We start from the raw sequence: 19,386 nt of genomic DNA, 5'->3' as shown, positions 1-19,386 counted from the left end.
GAACCGTCACAGGCTATAGTTAGCGCAAGTAGTGGAAAAAATTTCCGGAGCCGCCCGCCACCCGCCGTCCGCCGTTGGGTTGCGGCGTTGGCAGCCGAAACCCGCATTCAGCTTTCCGAAGGAGACACGGAAGATGAAATCCGATCAGGTGATCGTCAGCTTTCGCGGCGTCCGAAAGACTTACGACGGCGAAACGCTCGTCGTGAAGTCTCTCGATCTCGACATCTATCAGGGGGAATTCCTCACGCTGCTCGGGCCGTCGGGCTCGGGCAAGACCACTTGCCTCATGATGCTCGCCGGCTTCGAATTCCCTACGGGCGGCGAGATCTGGCTCGACGGCAAGCTGCTCAACAAGGTGCCGCCGCACAAGCGCGACATCGGCATGGTGTTTCAGAACTACGCGCTCTTTCCGCATCTGTCGGTGCAGCAGAACGTCGAATATCCGCTGACCGTGCGCAAGATGTCCGCCGAAGAACGTGCTCACCGGGTCAACAACGCGCTGAAGATGGTGCGCATGGACAGCTTCGCGAAGCGTTATCCGGCGCAGTTGTCGGGCGGCCAACAGCAGCGCATCGCGCTGGCTCGCGCGCTCGTCTTCGAGCCGAAGCTCGTGCTGATGGACGAGCCGCTCGGCGCGCTCGACAAACAGTTGCGCGAACACATGCAGTACGAACTCAAGTCGCTGCACGAAAAGCTCGGCGTGACCTTCGTCTACGTCACGCACGACCAGGGCGAGGCGCTGACCATGAGCGACCGCGTCGCCGTGTTCGACAAGGGCATCGTGCAGCAGCTCGATACCGTCGATCACCTCTACGAAGCGCCGTGCAACGAGTTCGTCGCCAACTTCATCGGCGACAGTAACCGGCTGCGGGGCACGATCGAACATACGCATGGCGAGTATTGCGAGATACGGCTCGCGGACGGCACGCGGCTGTCGGGCCTGAACGTCGCGAAGGCGAACGCGGGCGCGGCCGCGGTGGCGTGCATCCGGCCCGAGCGCATGAAGCTCGCGGCGAGCGCGAACGGACACATGAACGGCCACATGAACGGCCACACGAATAGCCACCTGAACGGCCACAAGAACGCGCTCGCGGGCGAAGCAAAAAGCCTCATCTACTTCGGCGATCACGTCCGCATGCGCTGCGGCGTGCGCGATCAGGACGAGTGTTTCGTCAAGGTGCCGCTCGGCACCGAAGCACTCGAAGGCTTCACGCCCGGCGCGCCCATCGCGCTGGAATTCGCGCCCGAGCATTTGCGCGTGTTCGCGTGACACGTTGTCCGGCGTGCCGGCGAGCATGCCCTTCACTCGCAGTTCATCGATAAAACCAAGGCAGGGAGGAAACCATCATGAGGAAGTTCGCACTGTGTTCCAAGGCGGCAGCCGCGCTCATGTGCGCGACGGGCGTATCGGTCGCGTTCGCGGCGGACATCACCGTCGTCAACTTCGGCGGGGCGAACGGCGACGCGCAGAAGGTCGCGTTCAATCAGCCGTTCGAGAAATCGACCAACAACAAGGTGACCGCGGTCGAGTACAACGGCGAGCAGGCCAAGGTCAAGGCGATGGTGGAAGCCAAGCACGTGAACTGGGACGTCGTCGAAGTGGAATCGGGCGATCTCGGCCGTGGCTGCGACGAAGGTCTTTACGAAAAGCTCGACTGGTCGAAGATCGCGAAGAAATCCGAACTGGTGCCCGAATCGCCGCAAACGTGCGGCGTCGGCTTCTTCGTCTGGTCGACTGCGCTTGCCTATAACGCCGACAAGCTCAAGAGCGCGCCGGCCGGCTGGGCGGACTTCTGGGACACGAAGAAATTCCCCGGCAAGCGCGGCATGCGCAAGGGCGCGCGCTATAACCTCGAATTCGCGCTGATGGCCGATGGCGTCGCGCCGAAGGATGTCTACAAGGTTCTCGGCACCAAGGCCGGCGCGGATCGCGCGTTCAGGAAGCTGGAGGAGCTGAAGCCGAGCATCCAGTGGTGGGAAGCCGGCGCACAGCCGCCGCAGTTCCTGGTCGCGGGCGATGTCGTGATGTCGACCGCCTACAACGGCCGTATCGATGCCGCGCGCAAGGAAGGCAAGAACCTGAAGGTCGTGTGGAACGGCAGCATCTACGACCTCGACTACTGGGCCATCCCGAAGGGCTCGCCGAACAAGGACGTGGCGACGCAGTACATCGCGTATTCGGTGTCGCAAAAGCCGCAGCAGGTGTACGCGCAGCATATCGCCTATGGTCCGGTGAACAAGGCCGCGATCACGGCGCTCGACGCGAAGACACAGGCCGACATGCCGAACTCGCCGGCGAACGCGAAGAACGCGGTTTTGCAGGACATGGCGTTCTGGACCGATCACGGCGATGAACTGGAACAGCGCTTCTCGGCGTGGGCATCCAAGTAAGCGGTTGACCGCGGTGCGACGGTCGCGCTTCCCCGAGGCGCGGCCGCGTCACCGCCAAGTTGCAGGGGAGACACCAGCGTGAACACCATCACGATCGCCGCGGACGAGTCGGGCGAATCCACCGCGCGCCTGAAAAAAGAGCTGAAGCTCGCCGACGCCAAGAAACGAGCGATGGCGCTCGCGTTGATCGCGCCGCTCGCCATTTTTCTGTTCCTGATCTTCGTGGTGCCGATCGGCGCGCTGCTCACGCGCGCCATCGAGAATCCCGAAGTGGCGAACGCGTTGCCGCACACCGGCGCGGCGCTCGCCGGCTGGGATCGCAAGGCCGCGCCGCCGGATGCCGCTTATGCCGCGCTCGCGCAGGACCTGACCGCGATCCGGGACGGCGATTCGATGGGCGCCCTCGCCCGCCGCCTGAACACGGAGATTGCGGGCTATCGCTCGCTCGTCGCGAAGACCGCGCGCGCAATGCCCCTCGCCGATGACGACGGCAAGCCGCTTGCGCCGCCGCAGTTGCGCGCGAAGATCATCGACATCGACGAACGCTGGAACGATCCGGTCTACTGGCAGGCCATCGCGAAGAACGCGGGCCGGCTGTCGCCGTTCTACCTGCTCGCGTCGCTCGATCACAAGCAGGACGGCTTCGGTGACATCGTTCACGCCGATCCCGACCAGTCCATCTATCTCAACGTGTTCGGGCGGACCTTCGTCATCGGCTTCGCGGTGACGCTTTTCGCGCTCTTGCTCGGCTATCCGCTCGCCTACTGGATCTCGACGCTGCCGGCGCGCCGCGCGAATCTCGTCATGGTCCTCGTACTGATTCCGTTCTGGACCTCGGTGCTCGTGCGCGTCGCCGCGTGGATCGTGCTGCTGCAAAGCGAAGGGCTCATCAACAAGGCGCTGATCGGCAGCGGACTCATCGGCTCGCCGCTCGCGCTGCTCTTTAATCGCGTCGGCGTCTACATCTCGCTGACGCACATTCTGCTGCCCTTCATGATCCTGCCGCTCTACAGCGTGATGAAATCCGTGCCGCCGACCTATCAGCGCGCGGCGGTATCGCTCGGCAGCCATCCGTTCGCCGCGTTCTGGCGCGTGTATGTGCCGCAGACGTATCCGGGCATCGGCGCGGGCGTGCTGCTCGTGTTCATTCTGGCGATCGGCTACTACATCACGCCCGCGCTGCTCGGCGGGCCGAACGACCAGATGGTGAGCTACTACATCGCCTATTTCACGAACGTGACCATCAACTGGGGCATGGCGTGCGCCCTCGGCGCGCTGCTGCTCGCCGCGACGCTCGTGCTGTACGTCGTCTACGGGCGTTTCACGCGCTCGAACGTGAGTCTGGGGTAACGAACATGAAACTCGCCAAACCGCTGTTCGCGCCGCACACGTCCGCCATCGAGCGCATCTGGTACTTCGCCCTGCGCATTCTGTGCGTGCTGACGCTGCTTTATCTGATCCTTCCGGTGCTGGCCATCGTGCCGCTCTCGTTTTCATCGAGCACCTTCCTCGTCTATCCGATTCCCGGCTTCTCGATGCGCTGGTATCACAACCTCGTCATGTCCGACGAGTGGCGCATGGCCGCGAAGAACAGCTTCATCGTGGCGCCGTCCGCGACGCTGGTGGCGACGATCCTCGGCACGCTCGCCGCAGTCGGGCTGACGAAAGCCAACTTCGCAGGCAAGGGCCTGCTGATGGCCGTGCTCATTTCGCCGATGATCGTGCCGGTGATCGTCGTGGGCGTCGGCATGTACCTGTTCTTCGCGCCGCTCGGCATCGCGAATACTTACTTCGGGCTGATTCTCGCGCATGCGGCGCTCGGCGTGCCCTTCGTGGTAACGACCGTCGGCGCGACGCTGCAGAACTTCAACACGAACCTCGTGCGCGCGAGCCAGTCGCTCGGCGCGAATCCGCTGACGACGTTCTTTCGCGTGACGCTGCCGGTGATCGCGCCGGGCGTGATTTCGGGTGCGCTGTTCGCGTTCGCGACATCGTTCGATGAAGTCGTCGTCACGCTCTTTCTCGCCGGCGCGGAACAGACGACGCTGCCGCGTCAGATGTTCACCGGCATCCGGGAGAACATCAGTCCGACGATCGCCGCGCTGGCGACCATTCTCATCGTCTTTTCGACGAGTCTGCTGCTCGCGCTAGAGTGGTTGCGCGGGCGGGCGGCTGCGCGAGCCGTGGCCGGCTGATTGCCGATCGGGCTGCCTGGCGCGCGCGCCTCGCAGCCCGATGCAATGGTTATTGTCCAAACCGCGAGTCGTTCTGTTCAAAACGCCTGCTTATTCATTTCTATCTCCTTTCAAACAAGGCTGGCCGGTTTGCTTATCGGTCGCTATGAGCGAATCCTGGACAGCCCGCAAAGCCTTGCCAGTCAGGCGTCGGCTGGCTTTCAAACGCGCAGTGTGAAAGCAGATCGGGATTATTCGCGTGAACGGGACAGTGTTTTCACCGATGCCGTATTTATCGGAATATGCTTAATGACGTACGTTCTAGGTCGAGCCAAAGCCTGGAACAATGCCATGACAGCACTTTCGAAACGAGCCGATCCGTGGTCACAAACGGTTCATCAGCTCGAAACGATACCCGCCGATACCGGCCGCACCGCTCCATCGCAACGAACCGCACGCGCCGAGAGCGCCTTCGTCGAACGCCTGACGCGCGACTGGAATCGGGCCCACCCGCAGCCGTCGAACGAGCGGCTGCCCTATCCGCAGGCCATCGTGCGCGTGATCGAGCGCCCGAGCAGCGCGACCGCGCTCGTGTACTGGTCCGATCCCGGCACTTGCCATTACGGCTATCAGGGCTGGCGCGCCACGACGGCGACGGCGGAAGGCGTCTGTTCGCTGTCGGGGATGCCGATCCATCGCGGCGATCAGGTGTATCGCCCGTCGCAGCGCGATCCGAAGCCGCAAAACGCATCGGCGATGATCCTCGCGGCCGCCATGCCGCAGGACGAAGAAGTCGAAGCCGACGTTCACGGCTGATTCAATATCCGACCGTGAAGCGTTGCCTGACGGATTCGCCGCGCTCGAACGCGTCGAGGAAGGCGATGGCGAAATCGTCGAAGCTGATCCAGCTCCTGCCGCTGCCGTCGACGAGCAGCTCGTCGACGCCCAGCCGGAATCTGCGCGTGCGCGGGCCGCTCACGAACTCCGCCGACGGCGACACGAAGGTCCACAGGACATCGCGCTCGCGCCGCAGCGCGTCGAGAAACGCTGCGCCCGCGGTCGCTTCCTCGCGATACGCCGGCGGAAAGCCGGGCGCATCGAGCACGCGCCGCCCCGGCGCGACGTAGAGACTGCCCGCGCCGCCGACAACCATCAGACGCGCGACGCCCGCGCGCTTCACCGCACCGACGATCGCGCTTTCCGGCACGGATGCGAATCGCGTCGCGCTGAACACCGCGTCGTGACCGGCGATGGCGTCGGCAAGCGCGGCTGTGTCCGTGGCGTCGACGTTGCGCGTGCCGAGGCCTTCGCGCGCCTCGAGGGTCGAAGTATCGCGGGCCAGCGCCGTCACCATGTGTCCCCGGCGCAACGCTTCTTCCAGCAATCGGCTGCCGGCATTGCCCGTCGCGCCGATGATCGCGACCTTGCTCATATCCGTTCTCCCGGCTTTGGCGACGCAGACGTGCCGCTCCGGGCGTCGGTAATTCTTCCGCACGGAGAGCGAAAACACAGCGGCGCCGCGTCGAATGACCCGATTCCGTTTCGATGAATTGATGGATGCGAGAATCGTTTTGGCATCGCCGCCGGCGTCGAACTCCGGCGACCGGTTCCGAGAACGCAATTTCCGAGCCGGTTTTAAGCGCCAACGGCAATATGAGAAGCGCGCGGCTATAATCCGGCGCACACCATGAAGCGATGCAGACGCCGTTAAACTAGAGGCCCCGCACTCCTGCCGAAACGCGTCAAACGGCGATTCCCGGCGCGCCGAACGCAGTTCGTTTCGTGAAGAGTTCCAATGGACGTCGTCAATTTGACATGACACTGGTTTATCTTGCAGGTCCTCGCCGCTCCATTACCGGAAGGAGTTAATCGTGAAGAATCCGCAATTGCAGGGTGCCATCGAAGGACGCGACAATCCGGCAGGCGAAACCGCCTATGAGCCGATTCCGGTTGGCGTCGCGCCGGCGGAATCGGCCGATGAAGCCGACTACGCCGATTCGCTGGAGATCCCGCTCAATTACGGCATCGTGATGGACGCTGTCAGGGACGCGGTGCGCGCGAATCCCTGAGCGTTTGAGTCTTTGAACAAAGCGCCCCCTCGGGGCGCTTTTTTTTCGCCGGCGTATTCACGGCCGTTTCCGCGGCATTACATCGCGCTGTCATCATTATTATCAGACGAAATATCGACTGCACTGGAATGCGAGTTCCTTTCAGCCGCCTGTGATCCGCAAAAGTCAAGCGGAATAAAAGCGTGAATATTCGTTACCGTACTGTATTAACACAATGGTACACTTCGCCGTCCGCCAGATGCGGGCTCGCGCCCGAGACTAAGGGTGCGGCTGCTGTCCAAAGTTCGTCCACGTGACGACGCCTGAATACCCGAATAGATGCCGTTTAACAGCGGTGTTTCGCATTACCTGCTAATCGTCCTGGGTTTATCGTTTATTGCAGCGAAGGCTCGTCGGGCCAAACGCGTGTCTTAAGCAGGCAGACAAGCGACGGTAAGAATCAACGAACAAACCGCACGCAATGCGCGCGCATTCGAACCAACAAAAATGGCCGCACCTCTCGATTACCTGCTCGACCGTCAGATATCCCGGCAATGGCGCGGCTTGCTGTCCGCGCTCGCGGATGAGTTCGAAACGCAGATCGGCGGGGCGGAGTTGCGGCAACTGATGCATCGCGTCGGCAGCCGTTTCGCGGATGCGTCGCCCTTGCCGCCTTGCGCATCGACGGCCGAACTCGCCGATGCGCTCAACGCGGTGTGGCGCGAAGCCGACTGGGGCTTCGTCGAGCTGTCCGACGCGCGCGACCATCTGCGCCTCGTTCACTACTGCGCGCCGCTTCGCGCATTCGGCGACAGCGCGCTCGCGTGGACGCCCGCGTATCTCGAAGGCGCGTATCAGCACTGGCTCTCGACGATGGGCGCGGACGGCCTCGCCCTTCGGCAGCACGGCGACATCGGCCAGACCGGCGACGGCGCCGCCATCGAATTCCGGCTCGCGCGCGGCGCGGCCTGAGCATCGCTTTCGAGGAAGGGCCGCATCGTCGGCGGCATCGACCGTTCAGGATCGGACGGCGAAAAAAATGCAGCACGCAGCACTGGCCAGGTTTCAAGCAGGGCATCACGAGGATGCGGCATCCATGAATACTTCGCGCGACATCGAGAAGCTGTTCGATCACTTCGGCGGCAATGCAGGGGAATATCAGGAAATCGGCCGGGAAAACGAGGCCAGGAGCGCCCGTACCCGCTGGCCGCTGCTCGCCACGCTCGACTTCGCGCAGCCGGCCATTCCCGAGATCGCCGCGCGCCGTGAATCGCGCGCGCAGCCGGATGCCGCGCCGGCATCGGCGCCGACGCCTATTCATCGCGGCAAGCCGCCGTTGTTTGCGCGCTCGCACCGCCGGGCGATTCCGCCGGTGATTTCCCCCGCCCCGCGCGATTCGCTGAGCGCCGCGCGATTTTCCTCGCCGGACGACGCTGCGCAGGCGGCGCTTCCCGCGACGCGCAACGCGCCGGCAGCGCCGCCGCGCGTCGAGAAGGCCGCGTCCAGCCCGTCTCCGTCGATACTCGGCAAGCTGTTCCGGTCGGCGCCCGCCGCCCAAGCCGCATCCGACGACTCCCTCGCCGGGCTTTTCCACCGCCTGCGCAACGGCGGCCCACGCCCATGAAAGTCATCACGGTCGTATCCGCGAAGGGCGGCGTCGGCAAGACGACACTCGCCGCCAATCTCGCCTCGGTGCTTGCCTCGCGCAATCGTCGCGTGATCGTGCTCGATCTCGATCCGCAAAACGCGCTGCGCCTGCACTTCGGCATCCCGCTCGACAGCATCGACGGCATCTCGCGCGCCACGCTCAGCCACAGCCCGTGGCAAACGGTGATGTTCGACGGCATCGACGGCGTCACCGTGCTGCCTTATGGCGCGCTCCTCGAAGACGATCGCCGCCGTTTCGAAACGCTCGTCGATGGCGATCCCGCGTGGCTCGCGCGCTCGCTCCATTCGCTCGCGCTCGACGCAGACGATATCGTGATCGTCGATACCCCGCCCGGCTCCTCCGTCTACACGCGCACCGCGCTGACAGCGGCGAACTTCGCGCTGAACGTGGTGCTCGCGGACGCAGCCTCCTACGCCGCGATCCCCGGCATGGAGCGCATGATCGACGCCTACGCCGCGCCGCGCCCGGACTTCGCCGCTCAGGGCTATGTCGTGAATCAGGTCGACCAGTCGCGCCAGCTGAGCAAGGACGTGCTCAAGGTGCTGCGCGACATGCTCGGCGCGAAACTCTTTCCGGGCGTGATCCATCAGGACGAAGGCATCGCGGAATCGCTTGCGTGCGACACGACCCTCATTCACTACGATCCGCTCTCGCAGGCCGCCGCCGATCTGCGCGCGTGCGGCGACTGGCTGCTCGCCGCCATCGATTCGATCGCGCCATCGAGGAACGTCGCATGAGTTCGGCGAAAATCCCGTCGCAGGAAACGGAGGTCAGCGTCGCGACTTCGCGTCTCGAACGCATCGTCGATGCGGGCATCTGGAGCAGCCGCATCGTCGTGATTGTGCTGACGCTGTTCGCCGCGTTCGCGCTGTACTTCGTCGTCACCGTGCCGCTCGCGTTCGGCCAGCAACTTGCGTTCGCGACCATCTGCTTCGTCTGCGCGCTCGGCTTCCGCCGGCTGCAAGGGCAATACGCGACGCTCGTGATGATCATGCTGTCGGTGACGGCCTCGGGCCGCTACATGTTCTGGCGGCTCACCGAAACGACGTACTGGGAGCGTCCGCTCGACGCCGCATGGGGACTGCTTCTCGTCGCCGCCGAAGTCTATGCGGCGCTCGTGCTGATGCTCGGCTACTTCCAGACCGCGTGGCCGCTCAAGCGCAAGCCGCTGCCCTTGCCCGCCGACCGCGGCGCGTGGCCGACCGTCGACGTCTTCATCCCGACCTACAACGAGCCGCTTTCCGTCGTGAAGCCGACGATCTACGCGGCGCTTGCGCTCGACTATCCGACCGACAAGCTCGCGATCCACGTGCTCGACGACGGCCGCCGTCCCGAGTTCAAGGCGTTCTGCGAGGAAGTCGGCGTCAACTGGACGATCCGCACGCACAACCGCCATGCGAAGGCGGGCAACATCAACGAGGCGCTGAAGGTCACGAAGGGCGAGTACCTCGCCATCTTCGACTGCGATCACATCCCGACGCGCTCGTTCCTGCAAATCTGCCTCGGCTGGTTCCTGCGCGACAAGCTGCTTTCGATGCTGCAGACGCCGCATCATTTCTTCTCCCCCGATCCGTTCGAGCGCAATCTCGGCACGTTCCGCAAAGTGCCGAACGAAGGTGAACTGTTCTACGGACTCGTGCAGGACGGCAACGACCTCTGGAACGCGACGTTCTTCTGCGGCTCGTGCGCGGTGCTGCGGCGCTCGATGGTCGAAGAGATCGGCGGCATCGCGGTGGAAACCGTCACCGAGGACGCGCATACCGCGCTGAAGCTGCATCGGCTCGGCTATACGACTGCGTATCTCGCGATCCCGCAAGCCGCCGGCCTCGCGACCGAGAGCCTGTCGGGGCATATCGGCCAGCGCATCCGCTGGGCGCGCGGCATGACGCAGATTTTCCGCATCGACAATCCGCTCACGGGCAAGGGCCTCAGGCTCGGCCAGCGGCTGTGCTATCTGAACGGCATGCTGCACTTCTTCTATGGCGTGCCGCGTCTCGTCTTTCTGACGGCGCCGCTGTCGTATCTGTTCTTCGGCGCGCACGTGATCGAAGCGGCGGCGAGCACCATCGCCATCTTCGCGCTGCCGCACATGATGCACGCGAGCATCACGAATTCGCGCATGCAGCGCTCGTTCCGCCATTCGTTCTGGGCCGAAGTGTACGAGTCGGTACTGGCGTCGTACATCACCGCGCCGACGCTGCTCGCGGTCATCAACCCGAAGCTCGGCAAGTTCAACGTGACGGCGAAGGGCGGGCAGATTGCAAAGGCTTATTTCGACTGGTCGATTTCGCGCCCGTATCTGTTCCTGCTGCTGCTGAACCTGCTCGGCTTCATCGCGGGGGCGGTGCATATCGGCATGAACTGGCACGTTCGCAGCGAGGTGCAGACGACCGTGCTCAACCTCTGCTGGACCGTCTACAACATGCTGATACTCGGCGCGTCGGTCGCGGCGGCGAGCGAGCGCCGGCAAGTGCGCTCGACGCATCGCGTGACCATGAAAATGCCCGTCATGCTCAAGTTCGCGACGGGGCGCACGCTCGCCTGCGAGACCATCGACTATTCGGAAGGCGGCGTCGGCGTGAAGCTGCCCAACGGCATCGCCGTGCCGATGCACGAGCGCGTGACCGTCTCGCTCTTTCGCGGCGACGAGGAATTCGCGTTTCCCGCGACCGTGGGCTTCAGCGAGCCGGGGCGCGTCGGCTTGCGCTTCCTGCAACTCACGCGCGAGCAGGAATACGACTTCGTCAAGACCACTTTTGCGCGGGCGGATGCCTGGACCGGCTGGTCCGAAGGCCGCCTCGCCGATACGCCGCTGCGCGGCCTGTCGCACGTGCTGCTCGTCGGCACGCGCGGCATCGCCGGCCTTTTCGAGCACCTGTACAGCGACCTTCGGACCTGGATGAGCAAGACGCCGGCCGACACGAAGAAGCTGACGACAAAAGATCAATGATGGGTAAAGGATTATCGAGGCCGCGTCGCTGCGGCGTAGTGGCATGCGCGTTTGCATCGGTCATGGCGATGGCCGCCTCGCTCGCGGCGGCGGCCGATGCCGCGCCCGGCCCGGCCGTCGTTTATAACCCCAACACCATCGCGCAGCCCGCGCTCGCGGCGCCCGTCCCCGCGTTTTCCGGCAAGCCCGCGAAGCCGCTCGCCTCACGCGTGCCGACGACCGCCGATCCCGGCATGCTCGTGCCGGGAGGACGCCGCCAGACGCTGACGTTCGCCGACTACGGCGCGCTCGATCCGCTGCAGTTGCGCGGCACGGACGGGCAGAACGGCATCGCGTTCTCGGTGCGCGGCGATGAAGTCGTGACCGGCGCGGTGCTGCATCTCATCTACAGCTATTCGCCGTCGCTGTTGCCTTCGATCTCGCAACTGAAGGTGCTCGTGAACGGCGAAGTCGCCGCGACGCTGCCGGTGCCGCGCGAGCAGGCCGGCACGCTCGTCGCGCGCGACGTGGCGATCGATCCGCGCTTCATCGCCGAGTTCAATCACCTGAACGTGCAGTTGATCGGGCATTACACGCAGCAGTGCGAAGACCCGTCGAATTCGACGCTCTGGGCGACCGTCAGCAATGCGAGTTCGCTCGATCTCACGTATGCGTCGATTGCGAGCAAGCCCGATCTCGCCGCGTTGCCGCAGCCATTCTTCGACCGTCGCGACGTGCGCCGGCTCGAGCTGCCCTTCGTGTTCGCGGGCAAGCCGGGCCTCGGGGAACTCGAGGCGGCGGGCATGGTGGCGTCGTATTTCGGCTCGCTCGCGGGCTATCGCGGCGCGGTCTTTCCCGCGCAGACAGATGCCGTGCCGCTCGCGGGCAACGCCGTCGTGTTCGCCATCGGCGATGCGAAGCTGCCGGGCGTCGAGATTCCGCCGGTCTCCGGTCCGACGATCGCCGTCGTCGAACGCGATGCCGCCGCGCGCGGCCGGCTGCTGCTCGTGCTCGGCCGCGACGACAAGGAGCTGAAGACCGCCGCCAAGGCGCTGGGCGTCGGGCAGAACACGCTGTCGGGCGCGAGCGCGACGATCACGCAGTTCAACGACCTGCAGCCGCGCCGCCCTTACGACGCCCCGAACTGGCTGCGCACCGACCGTCCCGTGCGATTCGGGGAGCTGGCCGAAGCGCGCGACCTCACCGCCAACGGCTACGACGCCGACGCCGTGCGCGTGAACCTGCGCGTGCCGCCGGATCTCTTCATGTGGCAGACCAAGGGCGTGCCGATCGACCTCGCTTACCGCTACACGGTGCGGCCCGCGCCGGATCGCTCGTCGCTCAACATCAGCGTGAACGACGGCTTCGTGCAATCGCTACGGATTCCGGCCGTGTCGGCATCGACGTTCGATCTCGCGCATTACTTCAGCCGCGTGCTGCCCGACCGGACCGCCGCCGCGCGCCGCCAGATCTACTTGCCGCCGCTCCTCATCACGCCGCGCGCGCAATTGCGCCTGCACTTCTATTACGACATCCCGAAGACCGGCGAATGCCAGGGCCGCGTGCTCGATAACGTCGTCGGCGCGATCGATCCGAATTCGACCATCGACCTGTCCGGCTTTCCGCATTACATGGCGCTGCCCGATCTGGCCGCATTCGCCAACGGCGGCTTCCCGTTCACGCGGCTCGCCGATCTGTCGCAGACGGCGGTCGTGCTGCCGAACGATCCGAACTCCGCCGACTACAGCCTGTATCTGCTGGAGATGGGCCGCATGGGGGCATCGACGGGTTATCCGGTGACGGGCGTCACCGTCACTCACGCGAACGACGTGGACCGCTTCGCCGACAAGGACCTGCTGATTCTCGGCGCGCCGGGCCGCCAGCCGCTCTTGCAACGCTGGGCGAAGCACATGCCGTTTTCCGGCGACGGCGACGCGCGCACCTTCCAGTTGAGCGACGTGGCGTTCAAGGTCGTCGACTGGTGGCATGGCGAAGACGGGCCGGAGCGCTCGCCCGCGCGCGCGGACCTGTCGCTCGTCAGCGCGAACGGCGATGCGCTCCTGACCGGCTTCGAATCGCCGCTGCAAAGCGGGCGCAGCGCAGTGGCGCTCATCAGCGCGGCCGGACAATCCGATGCGGACCTGTCCGCCGCGCTGCTCGACAACGACCTGCTGCCGTCCATTCAGGGCGCGATGGCGGTCATCCACGGCCGCACGGTCACGGTGACGTCGAATGGCGAGGCGTATTACGTCGGCCATCTTTCGCCGATGCATTACATGCGCTGGGCGCTGTCCGCGCATCCGCTGCTGCTCGTGCTGTCCGCGGTGATCGCCGCGCTGATCATCGCCGCCTTGTTCTACCGCGCGCTGCGTTCGCTCGCGGCGCGGCGTCTGAGGGATTGATATGCGTGAGGTTATCGTCCGACTCGCGGCGGGCGCGGTCGTCGCCATTGCCGCAGCGTCGCATGCCAGCGCGGCGCAGTCATGCGACTGGCCGGCTTATCGCCAGTTCATCGAGCGCGTCGTGCAGGCCGATGGCCGCGTGATCGACCGCTCCACCGAGGCGCAGCAGACCACGTCCGAGGGCCAGTCCTACGGCATGTTCTTCGCGCTCGTGGCGAACGACCGCGCGAGCTTCGACCGCATGCTCGGCTGGACGCGCGCGAATCTCGCCGGCGGTAAGTTCGATGCCGGCGACGTCCGTTTGCCCGCGTGGCAATGGGGCCGCAAGGCCGACGGTTCCTTCGGCGTGATGGACGCGAACGCAGCCTCGGACGCCGATCTGTGGATCGCCTATGACCTGCTGCAAGCCGGCCGCCTGTGGAACGAGCCCGCGTACACGCGGCTCGGCCGGGCGCTCGCGGCGCAGGTCGTGAAGGAGGAAGTCGTCGATCTCCCCGGTCTCGGACCGATGCTGCTGCCGGGGCCGCAGGGCTTCAACGCGGGCGGCGTGACGCGGCTGAATCCGAGCTATCTGCCCCTGCCGCTGTTGCGCGGCCTGGCGCACGAGATGCCCGACGGCCCCTGGACGAAGCTCGCGCAGAATGCCGCGCGCCTCGTCAAGGTCACGTCGCCGCGAGGCTACGCGCCGGACTGGGCGGCGTATCGCAATGGCCAGTTCGTCGTCGATCCGAAGAACGGCGACATCGGCAGCTACGATGCGATTCGCGTCTACCTGTGGGCCGGCCTCGCCGCAAGCGCCGACCCGCTCGCGCGGCCGTGGCTCGACGCGCTGCCCGGCATGCGCCAGAGCGTCGCGAAGGCGGGCTTCCCGCCCGAGAAAGTCGCCGCGACGACCGGCGCGGCCAGCGGCGAAGGCCCGCTGTCGTACTGGGGTGCGCTCGCGCCGTATTTCAAGTCGCTGAACGACGAGCGAAGCCTCGGCCTCGCCCGCGCCCATCTGGACGCGCTGAACGGCTCGCAGGATGCGGTCTACTACGACCGCGTGCTCGGACTTTTTGGCGGCGGTTTCATCGACGGACGATACCGCTTCGATGAAAACGGACGCCTCGTGCCGAACTGGAGAAGCGCATGCTGATCCGGGCAAAGAAGCGCGCCATCGCGGCGATGCTTTGCGCGGCGCCCGCATGGGCCTTCGCGCAGGCGAGCGCCGATCCGCTGACGGTGCTCGTCGATCAGGGCAAGTACTGGCAGGCGCACAAGCGCGGCGATCTCGCGGAGCAGGCGTGGCAGAAGGTGCTCCGGATCGATCCGAAGCAGCCCGACGCGCTCTTCGGCATGGGCATGGTGCTCGCGGATCGCAAGGACGGCAGCGGCGCGCAGCAGTATCTCGCGCAATTGCGGCAAGTCGCGCCGAACTATCCGAGCATCGACGAGCTCGGCGCGCGGCTCGGCCAGTCCAGCCCGCGCGATCAGACCGTCAACGACGCGCGCCGTCTCGCGCAAAGCGGACAAAGCGCGTCGGCGGTGCAGGAATACCGGCGCGCGATCGACGGCAAGCCCGCGACGCCCGCGCTCCAGCTCGAGTATTACCAGGCGCTCGCCGCGACGCCGCAGGGCTGGGACGAGGCGCGTCGCGGCCTCGATCAGCTCGCGCGCCAGAACACCGGCGACCCGCGCTACGCCCTCGCCTACGCGCAGCATCTGACCTATCGCGATACCACGCGCCGCGACGGCATCGCGCGGCTTGCGAAGCTGGCGGGCGATAACGCCGTCGGCGCCCAAGCGAAAACGAGCTGGCGGCAGGCGCTGTTGTGGCTCGGCGCGCGGGCATCGGATGCACCGCTCTTTCAGGCGTATCTGCAAACCGCGCCCGATGACGCCGCCGTGAAAGCCCGCTTCGAAGCGATGGTCCAGCAGGACAAGGCCGCCCGCGACCGCGCAGAAGCGGACGCCGCCGTCGATGCGCGCGGCCGCGCCGTCGCCGATGGCTTCGCGGCGCTCGACCGCGGCGATCTCGTCGCGGCGCAGGCGCGCTTCTCGTCGGTGCTCGCGGGCAATCCGAACGACGCGGACGCGCTCGGCGGCCTCGGCGTCGTCGCGCTGAAGCAGGAGCGGTTCGCACAAGCGCGCACGTATCTCGAACGCGCCACGCGGGCGGGCAACGCGGCGCGCTGGAAGGACGCGCTCACCAGCGCGACGTACTGGACTTATACGAGCGATGGCATCGGCGCGCGCAGCAACGGCGAGATCGCGAAGGCGAAGGCGTTGTTCGAGCGCGCGATCGCCGTGAATCCGTCGGATGTCACCGCGCAAACGCTGCTCGGCGACATGCTGCTCAACAACGGCGATCCGCGTGGCGCGGAAGCGGCGTTTCGCATGGCGCTGCGCCGTCAGGCCGACAATCCCGATGCGATTCGCGGGCTCGTCGGCGCGCTCGCCGCGCAAGGACGCGGCGACGAGGCGCTCGAATTCGCGAACCGGCTGAACGCGGAGCAGCAGGCGAAAGCGGGCGGCATCAACACGCTGCGCGGCGAAGCACAGGCGGCTCAGGCACGCACCGCCGAAGCGCGCGGCGACCTGGGCGCGGCCCGCAGCCTCTTCGAAGACGCGCTGCTCAACCTGCCCGACGATCCGTGGCTGCGCCTCGACCTCGCGCGCATCTACGTGCGGCAAGGCGCGGTCGGCAATGCGCGCAGCATGATGGACGGCCTCGTCGCGACTCATCCCGACATGACCGATGCGCTGTACGCCAGCGCTTTGCTCGCCGCCGAAACGCAGGACTGGACGGCGGGCCTCGCGCAGCTCGAGCGCGTCCCGGCCGCGCAGCGCACGCCCGCGATGACGGCGTTGCAGCATCGCCTGTGGGTGCATCAACAGGCGGAACTCGCCACGCGCGCCGCCAGCGCGGGCCAGCGCGCGCAGGCCATTGCGATTCTGCAGCGCGCCGAGCCGGTTGCGGCGGGCAGCGCGGAACTGACCGGGGCGGTGGCGTCGGCGTATCTGAAGGCGGGCGATGCATCGCGCGGACTCGCGCTCGTGCGCGGGGCAATAGCGACTGCGCCCAACGACGCCGGCTTGCTGCTGCAATACGCGGGCATCCTGTCATCGATGCAGCAGAGCGCCGAACTCGGTTCGGTGATGCGCCGTCTTCAGTCGATGCCGCTGACCACCCAGCAACGCGCCGATTTCAACGATCTGAACGTGGGCATCGTGATCGCCCGGGCGGATGCGGTACGCACGCGCGGCGATCTGGCGGGCGCATACGACGTGATCGCGCCCTGGCTCGCCGCGATGCCCGACAACGCGGACCTGCAGGCGGCGCTCGGCCGCATGTACACCGCAGCAGGCGACGACCGCAATGCCCTCGCGTGCTATCGCGCGGCGCTTGCACGCCGTCCGGACGATACCGGTTTGCAGGGCGCCGCGATATCGGCGGCGGCGGGCGTGCGCGATTTCCGGCTGGCGGAATCGATTGCGAAAGACGCTATCGCCGCTGCGCCGAACGATCCGGCGCTGCTTGCCGCCATCGGGCGGATGTATCGCGCGCAAGGCAAGCTGGACCTCGCCGCGCAGTTCCTGCAACGGTCGCTCGTCGCGGCGAACGCGTCGGTTGCGGCCGGATCTGCGCGACGCGATAACGTGCCGCGCGACTGGCAGGCCGCGATGAACCGCATCGGGTCGACGCCGCTTCCGGGGACCAATCCGTTCGAAGGCAAAACGGCCGTGGGAGCGGCGTCGTCGGGGAATCCGCAAGCCAGTTTCAACTCGTTGAATCCGTCTTCTTCGTCTTCTTCGTCTTATTCGTCACCCGTGCCGACCTATCTGCCGCCTCCGCAGCCTGCGCCGTATTCCGTGCCTTACGTGGCCCCACAGCCTTACGAAGCGCCGCGCCCGGCGGCCAGCGGCGGGTACGGGCCGGATGCTTACGGGTCGGCGCAGTCGGGCGGGCCGCGTGCTGCGCCGGGCGGCGGCTACGGAGCCGATCCTTACGGCCCCGCGCAACCGGCTGCGCCGCTGCAGCCGTATCCGGGTCAGGAGCCGGGCGCTTATCCGGCGCAGGCCTATCCGCAGCAGCAAGCCGCCTACGGCGCGGCGGACCCCTACGCCACGTCGCCCTGGCCGATGTCGCCTGCGGCGCGCCAGGCGCAAACGGGCGGATATCCGGCCGCCACGGCTTCCGCTTCGAAGCGGGCGGCGTCGCGCAAGCCGGCAACGGCAGCAGCCTATCCGGCTCAGGCGCCGTATGGGCAACCGCAATACGCGCCGCCGCCGGCCGGATACGCGCAGCCTTATCCGCAGCAGTACGTCGCGCAGCAGTACGTTCCGCAGCCGTACGTTCCGCAGCCGTATCCGCAGCAGTACGCGCAGCAGCCGTATGTCCCGCAGCCGCCAGCGGGCTATGCACAGCCTTACTACCCGGCGCAGGCGGAACGCGCCGCTTCAGCCGCGACGACGAGCGCAGGCGGTGCTGCGAGCATCGCCGGTTCACAGACGGCCGGCGTCGCCGAAGAACTCGCCGCGATCAACCGCGAGCAGGCGAGCACGATTTCGGGCGGCATCGTCTTCCGCAATCGGAATGGCGAGGACGGCCTGTCGAATCTCACCGATATCGAAGCGCCCATCGAGGGCCGCATCAAGGCGGGCAACGGACACGTGATCGTGCGCGCGACGCCCGTCACGCTCGATGCCGGCACCGCCGCCGGCAACCAGCAGACGCTCGCGCGCTTCGGCTCGGGACAGGGCGCGACGACGACGCCCATCGCCAACAATTACGGCTCGCAGACGGCGACGGGCGTCGGCCTGTCGGTCGGCTACGAGAACCGCCACTTCAAGGGCGATATCGGCACGACGCCGCTCGGCTTTCGCGAGACGAACATCGTCGGCGGGGTGCAGTATCAGAACGCGATCAGCGACAAGGTCTCGTATTCGCTCGCCGTCGCGCGCCGCGCCGTCACCGACAGCCTGCTCTCCTACGCCGGCGCACGCGACGCCGCCGCCGGCCTCGAATGGGGCGGCGTGACTTCGAGCGGCGCGCGCGCGGACCTCGGCTGGGACGACGGCACGAGCGGCGTCTACGTCAACGCGGCGTTCCAGTATCTCGATGGCCGGCATGTCGCGTCGAACACGGCGGCGAAAGGCGGCGGCGGCGTCTACACGCGGCTCTTGAAGGACCCGGACCAGACGCTGACGGTCGGCGCGAACACGACGCTCATGCACTACGACAAGAATCTGTCGTATTTCACGTACGGCCAGGGCGGTTACTTCAGTCCGCAGCAGTACGTGATCCTCAATTTCCCGGTCGAATACATGGGACGCGCGGGGCTTTTCACCTACGATGTAAAGGGGTCCGTCGGCGTGCAGCATTACCGGCAGGATGCATCGAATTACTTTCCGATCGATAGCCAGCGTCAGCAGAACGCGGCGGGTTCATCGTCGGTGCCGGATGCGGGCGCGGTGTACCCGGGCCAGAGCAAGACGGGCGTGTCGTATTCGCTGAGCGCGACCGGCGAATATCAGCTCGCGCCGCAACTGGCGTTCGGTGCGACGGCTTCGTTCGGCAACGCGTACCAGTATCGCGAATGGCTCGCGGCCGTGTACGTGCGATACAGCTTCAATCGGCAAGGGAACGTGCAGCCGCTGTTTCCGCCGCAGGCGTTCAGCTCGCCGTATATGTCTCTGGCGAACTGATCGCGCGTTCTTTTGCGGCCGTGGCGGCCGCTGTCCCTGCATGGCGGGAACGCGCGATTGCGCGCACACTGCCGGAAGCGGCGCG

14 protein-coding genes are annotated in these 19,386 nt (G+C 66.2%); 13 read left to right on the top strand and 1 reads right to left on the bottom strand.

The features are described from left to right. Nucleotides 1-133 precede the first annotated feature (133 nt). From P9220_RS15790 to P9220_RS15770, 5 genes are all read left to right on the top strand, one after another. Nucleotides 134-1,270, top strand: a complete 1,137-nt coding sequence (locus P9220_RS15790) for an ABC transporter ATP-binding protein (protein ID WP_309765941.1) — start codon at nucleotides 134-136, stop codon at nucleotides 1,268-1,270. 77 nt (nucleotides 1,271-1,347) lie between these two features. Further along, nucleotides 1,348-2,391 carry an ABC transporter substrate-binding protein gene (locus P9220_RS15785; RefSeq protein ID WP_404980259.1) on the top strand — a complete coding sequence of 348 codons (1,044 nt, stop codon included), beginning with the start codon at nucleotides 1,348-1,350 and terminating at the stop codon, nucleotides 2,389-2,391. 78 nt (nucleotides 2,392-2,469) lie between these two features. Continuing rightward, on the top strand, nucleotides 2,470-3,741 hold the full coding sequence (locus tag P9220_RS15780; RefSeq protein ID WP_309765940.1) for an ABC transporter permease: 1,272 nt from the start codon (nucleotides 2,470-2,472) through the stop codon (nucleotides 3,739-3,741). 5 nt (nucleotides 3,742-3,746) lie between these two features. Beyond that, nucleotides 3,747-4,586, top strand: a complete 840-nt coding sequence (locus tag P9220_RS15775) for an ABC transporter permease (RefSeq protein ID WP_309765939.1) — start codon at nucleotides 3,747-3,749, stop codon at nucleotides 4,584-4,586. 330 nt (nucleotides 4,587-4,916) lie between these two features. Further along, nucleotides 4,917-5,381 carry a DUF3331 domain-containing protein gene (locus P9220_RS15770; RefSeq protein WP_309765938.1) on the top strand — a complete coding sequence of 155 codons (465 nt, stop codon included), beginning with the start codon at nucleotides 4,917-4,919 and terminating at the stop codon, nucleotides 5,379-5,381. 1 nt (nucleotide 5,382) lies between these two features. On the opposite strand, the gene P9220_RS15765 is transcribed toward P9220_RS15770, so the two are convergent. Continuing rightward, complete coding sequence (locus P9220_RS15765) at nucleotides 5,383-5,997, bottom strand: NAD(P)H-binding protein (protein ID WP_309765937.1); 615 nt, start codon at nucleotides 5,995-5,997, stop codon at nucleotides 5,383-5,385. A gap of 439 nt (nucleotides 5,998-6,436) precedes the next feature. On the opposite strand from P9220_RS15765, the gene P9220_RS15760 reads away from it, so the two are divergent. The 8 genes from P9220_RS15760 to P9220_RS15725 all read left to right on the top strand — a co-directional run bounded on the left by P9220_RS15760 (nucleotide 6,437) and on the right by P9220_RS15725 (nucleotide 19,301). After that, nucleotides 6,437-6,634, top strand: a complete 198-nt coding sequence (locus P9220_RS15760; protein ID WP_309765935.1) for a hypothetical protein — start codon at nucleotides 6,437-6,439, stop codon at nucleotides 6,632-6,634. 486 nt (nucleotides 6,635-7,120) lie between these two features. Next, nucleotides 7,121-7,585 carry a cellulose biosynthesis protein BcsD gene (bcsD, locus tag P9220_RS15755; protein WP_309765933.1) on the top strand — a complete coding sequence of 155 codons (465 nt, stop codon included), beginning with the start codon at nucleotides 7,121-7,123 and terminating at the stop codon, nucleotides 7,583-7,585. A gap of 124 nt (nucleotides 7,586-7,709) precedes the next feature. After that, nucleotides 7,710-8,237 (top strand): cellulose biosynthesis protein BcsP, encoded by a 528-nt coding sequence (gene bcsP / locus P9220_RS15750; RefSeq protein WP_309765932.1) that lies wholly within the window; start codon nucleotides 7,710-7,712, stop codon nucleotides 8,235-8,237. Beyond that, a complete protein-coding gene (gene bcsQ / locus P9220_RS15745; RefSeq protein ID WP_309765931.1) occupies nucleotides 8,234-9,019 on the top strand; it encodes a cellulose biosynthesis protein BcsQ in 786 nt (261 codons plus the stop codon). Before bcsP ends, bcsQ begins: the two co-directional genes overlap by 4 nt. Beyond that, entirely contained in the window at nucleotides 9,016-11,232 is a 2,217-nt protein-coding gene (bcsA, locus tag P9220_RS15740) for a UDP-forming cellulose synthase catalytic subunit (protein ID WP_309765930.1), read from the top strand. Before bcsQ ends, bcsA begins: the two co-directional genes overlap by 4 nt. Nucleotides 11,233-11,294: 62 nt before the next feature. Beyond that, nucleotides 11,295-13,613 carry a cellulose biosynthesis cyclic di-GMP-binding regulatory protein BcsB gene (gene bcsB, locus P9220_RS15735; protein ID WP_309765929.1) on the top strand — a complete coding sequence of 773 codons (2,319 nt, stop codon included), beginning with the start codon at nucleotides 11,295-11,297 and terminating at the stop codon, nucleotides 13,611-13,613. A gap of 1 nt (nucleotide 13,614) precedes the next feature. Then, the gene (bcsZ, locus tag P9220_RS15730) at nucleotides 13,615-14,748 is read left to right on the top strand and encodes a cellulose synthase complex periplasmic endoglucanase BcsZ (protein WP_309765928.1); all 1,134 of its coding nucleotides are present in this window, start codon (nucleotides 13,615-13,617) and stop codon (nucleotides 14,746-14,748) included. Next, nucleotides 14,742-19,301 (top strand): cellulose synthase subunit BcsC-related outer membrane protein, encoded by a 4,560-nt coding sequence (locus P9220_RS15725; protein ID WP_309765927.1) that lies wholly within the window; start codon nucleotides 14,742-14,744, stop codon nucleotides 19,299-19,301. Before bcsZ ends, P9220_RS15725 begins: the two co-directional genes overlap by 7 nt. The last annotated feature ends 85 nt before the right edge of the window (nucleotides 19,302-19,386 follow it).

The organism is Caballeronia sp. LZ016 (assembly GCF_031450805.1).
In the GTDB taxonomy this organism is placed as follows: Bacteria; Pseudomonadota; Gammaproteobacteria; order Burkholderiales; family Burkholderiaceae; genus Caballeronia.
The sequence above is the reverse complement of the archived record's forward strand: the minus strand, read 5'-3'. Positions and strand labels throughout refer to the sequence as shown.

Coding starts and splice junctions, on each gene's coding strand:
- bcsA (WP_309765930.1), top strand. CDS start 9,016: ATGAGTTCGGCGAAAATCCCGTCGCAGGAAACGGAGGTCAGCGTCGCG.
- bcsZ (WP_309765928.1), top strand. CDS start 13,615: ATGCGTGAGGTTATCGTCCGACTCGCGGCGGGCGCGGTCGTCGCCATT.
- P9220_RS15785 (WP_404980259.1), top strand. CDS start 1,348: ATGAGGAAGTTCGCACTGTGTTCCAAGGCGGCAGCCGCGCTCATGTGC.
- P9220_RS15765 (WP_309765937.1), bottom strand. CDS start 5,997: ATGAGCAAGGTCGCGATCATCGGCGCGACGGGCAATGCCGGCAGCCGA.
- P9220_RS15770 (WP_309765938.1), top strand. CDS start 4,917: ATGACAGCACTTTCGAAACGAGCCGATCCGTGGTCACAAACGGTTCAT.
- P9220_RS15775 (WP_309765939.1), top strand. CDS start 3,747: ATGAAACTCGCCAAACCGCTGTTCGCGCCGCACACGTCCGCCATCGAG.
- bcsD (WP_309765933.1), top strand. CDS start 7,121: ATGGCCGCACCTCTCGATTACCTGCTCGACCGTCAGATATCCCGGCAA.
- bcsB (WP_309765929.1), top strand. CDS start 11,295: ATGGCGATGGCCGCCTCGCTCGCGGCGGCGGCCGATGCCGCGCCCGGC.
- P9220_RS15725 (WP_309765927.1), top strand. CDS start 14,742: ATGCTGATCCGGGCAAAGAAGCGCGCCATCGCGGCGATGCTTTGCGCG.
- P9220_RS15790 (WP_309765941.1), top strand. CDS start 134: ATGAAATCCGATCAGGTGATCGTCAGCTTTCGCGGCGTCCGAAAGACT.
- bcsP (WP_309765932.1), top strand. CDS start 7,710: ATGAATACTTCGCGCGACATCGAGAAGCTGTTCGATCACTTCGGCGGC.
- bcsQ (WP_309765931.1), top strand. CDS start 8,234: ATGAAAGTCATCACGGTCGTATCCGCGAAGGGCGGCGTCGGCAAGACG.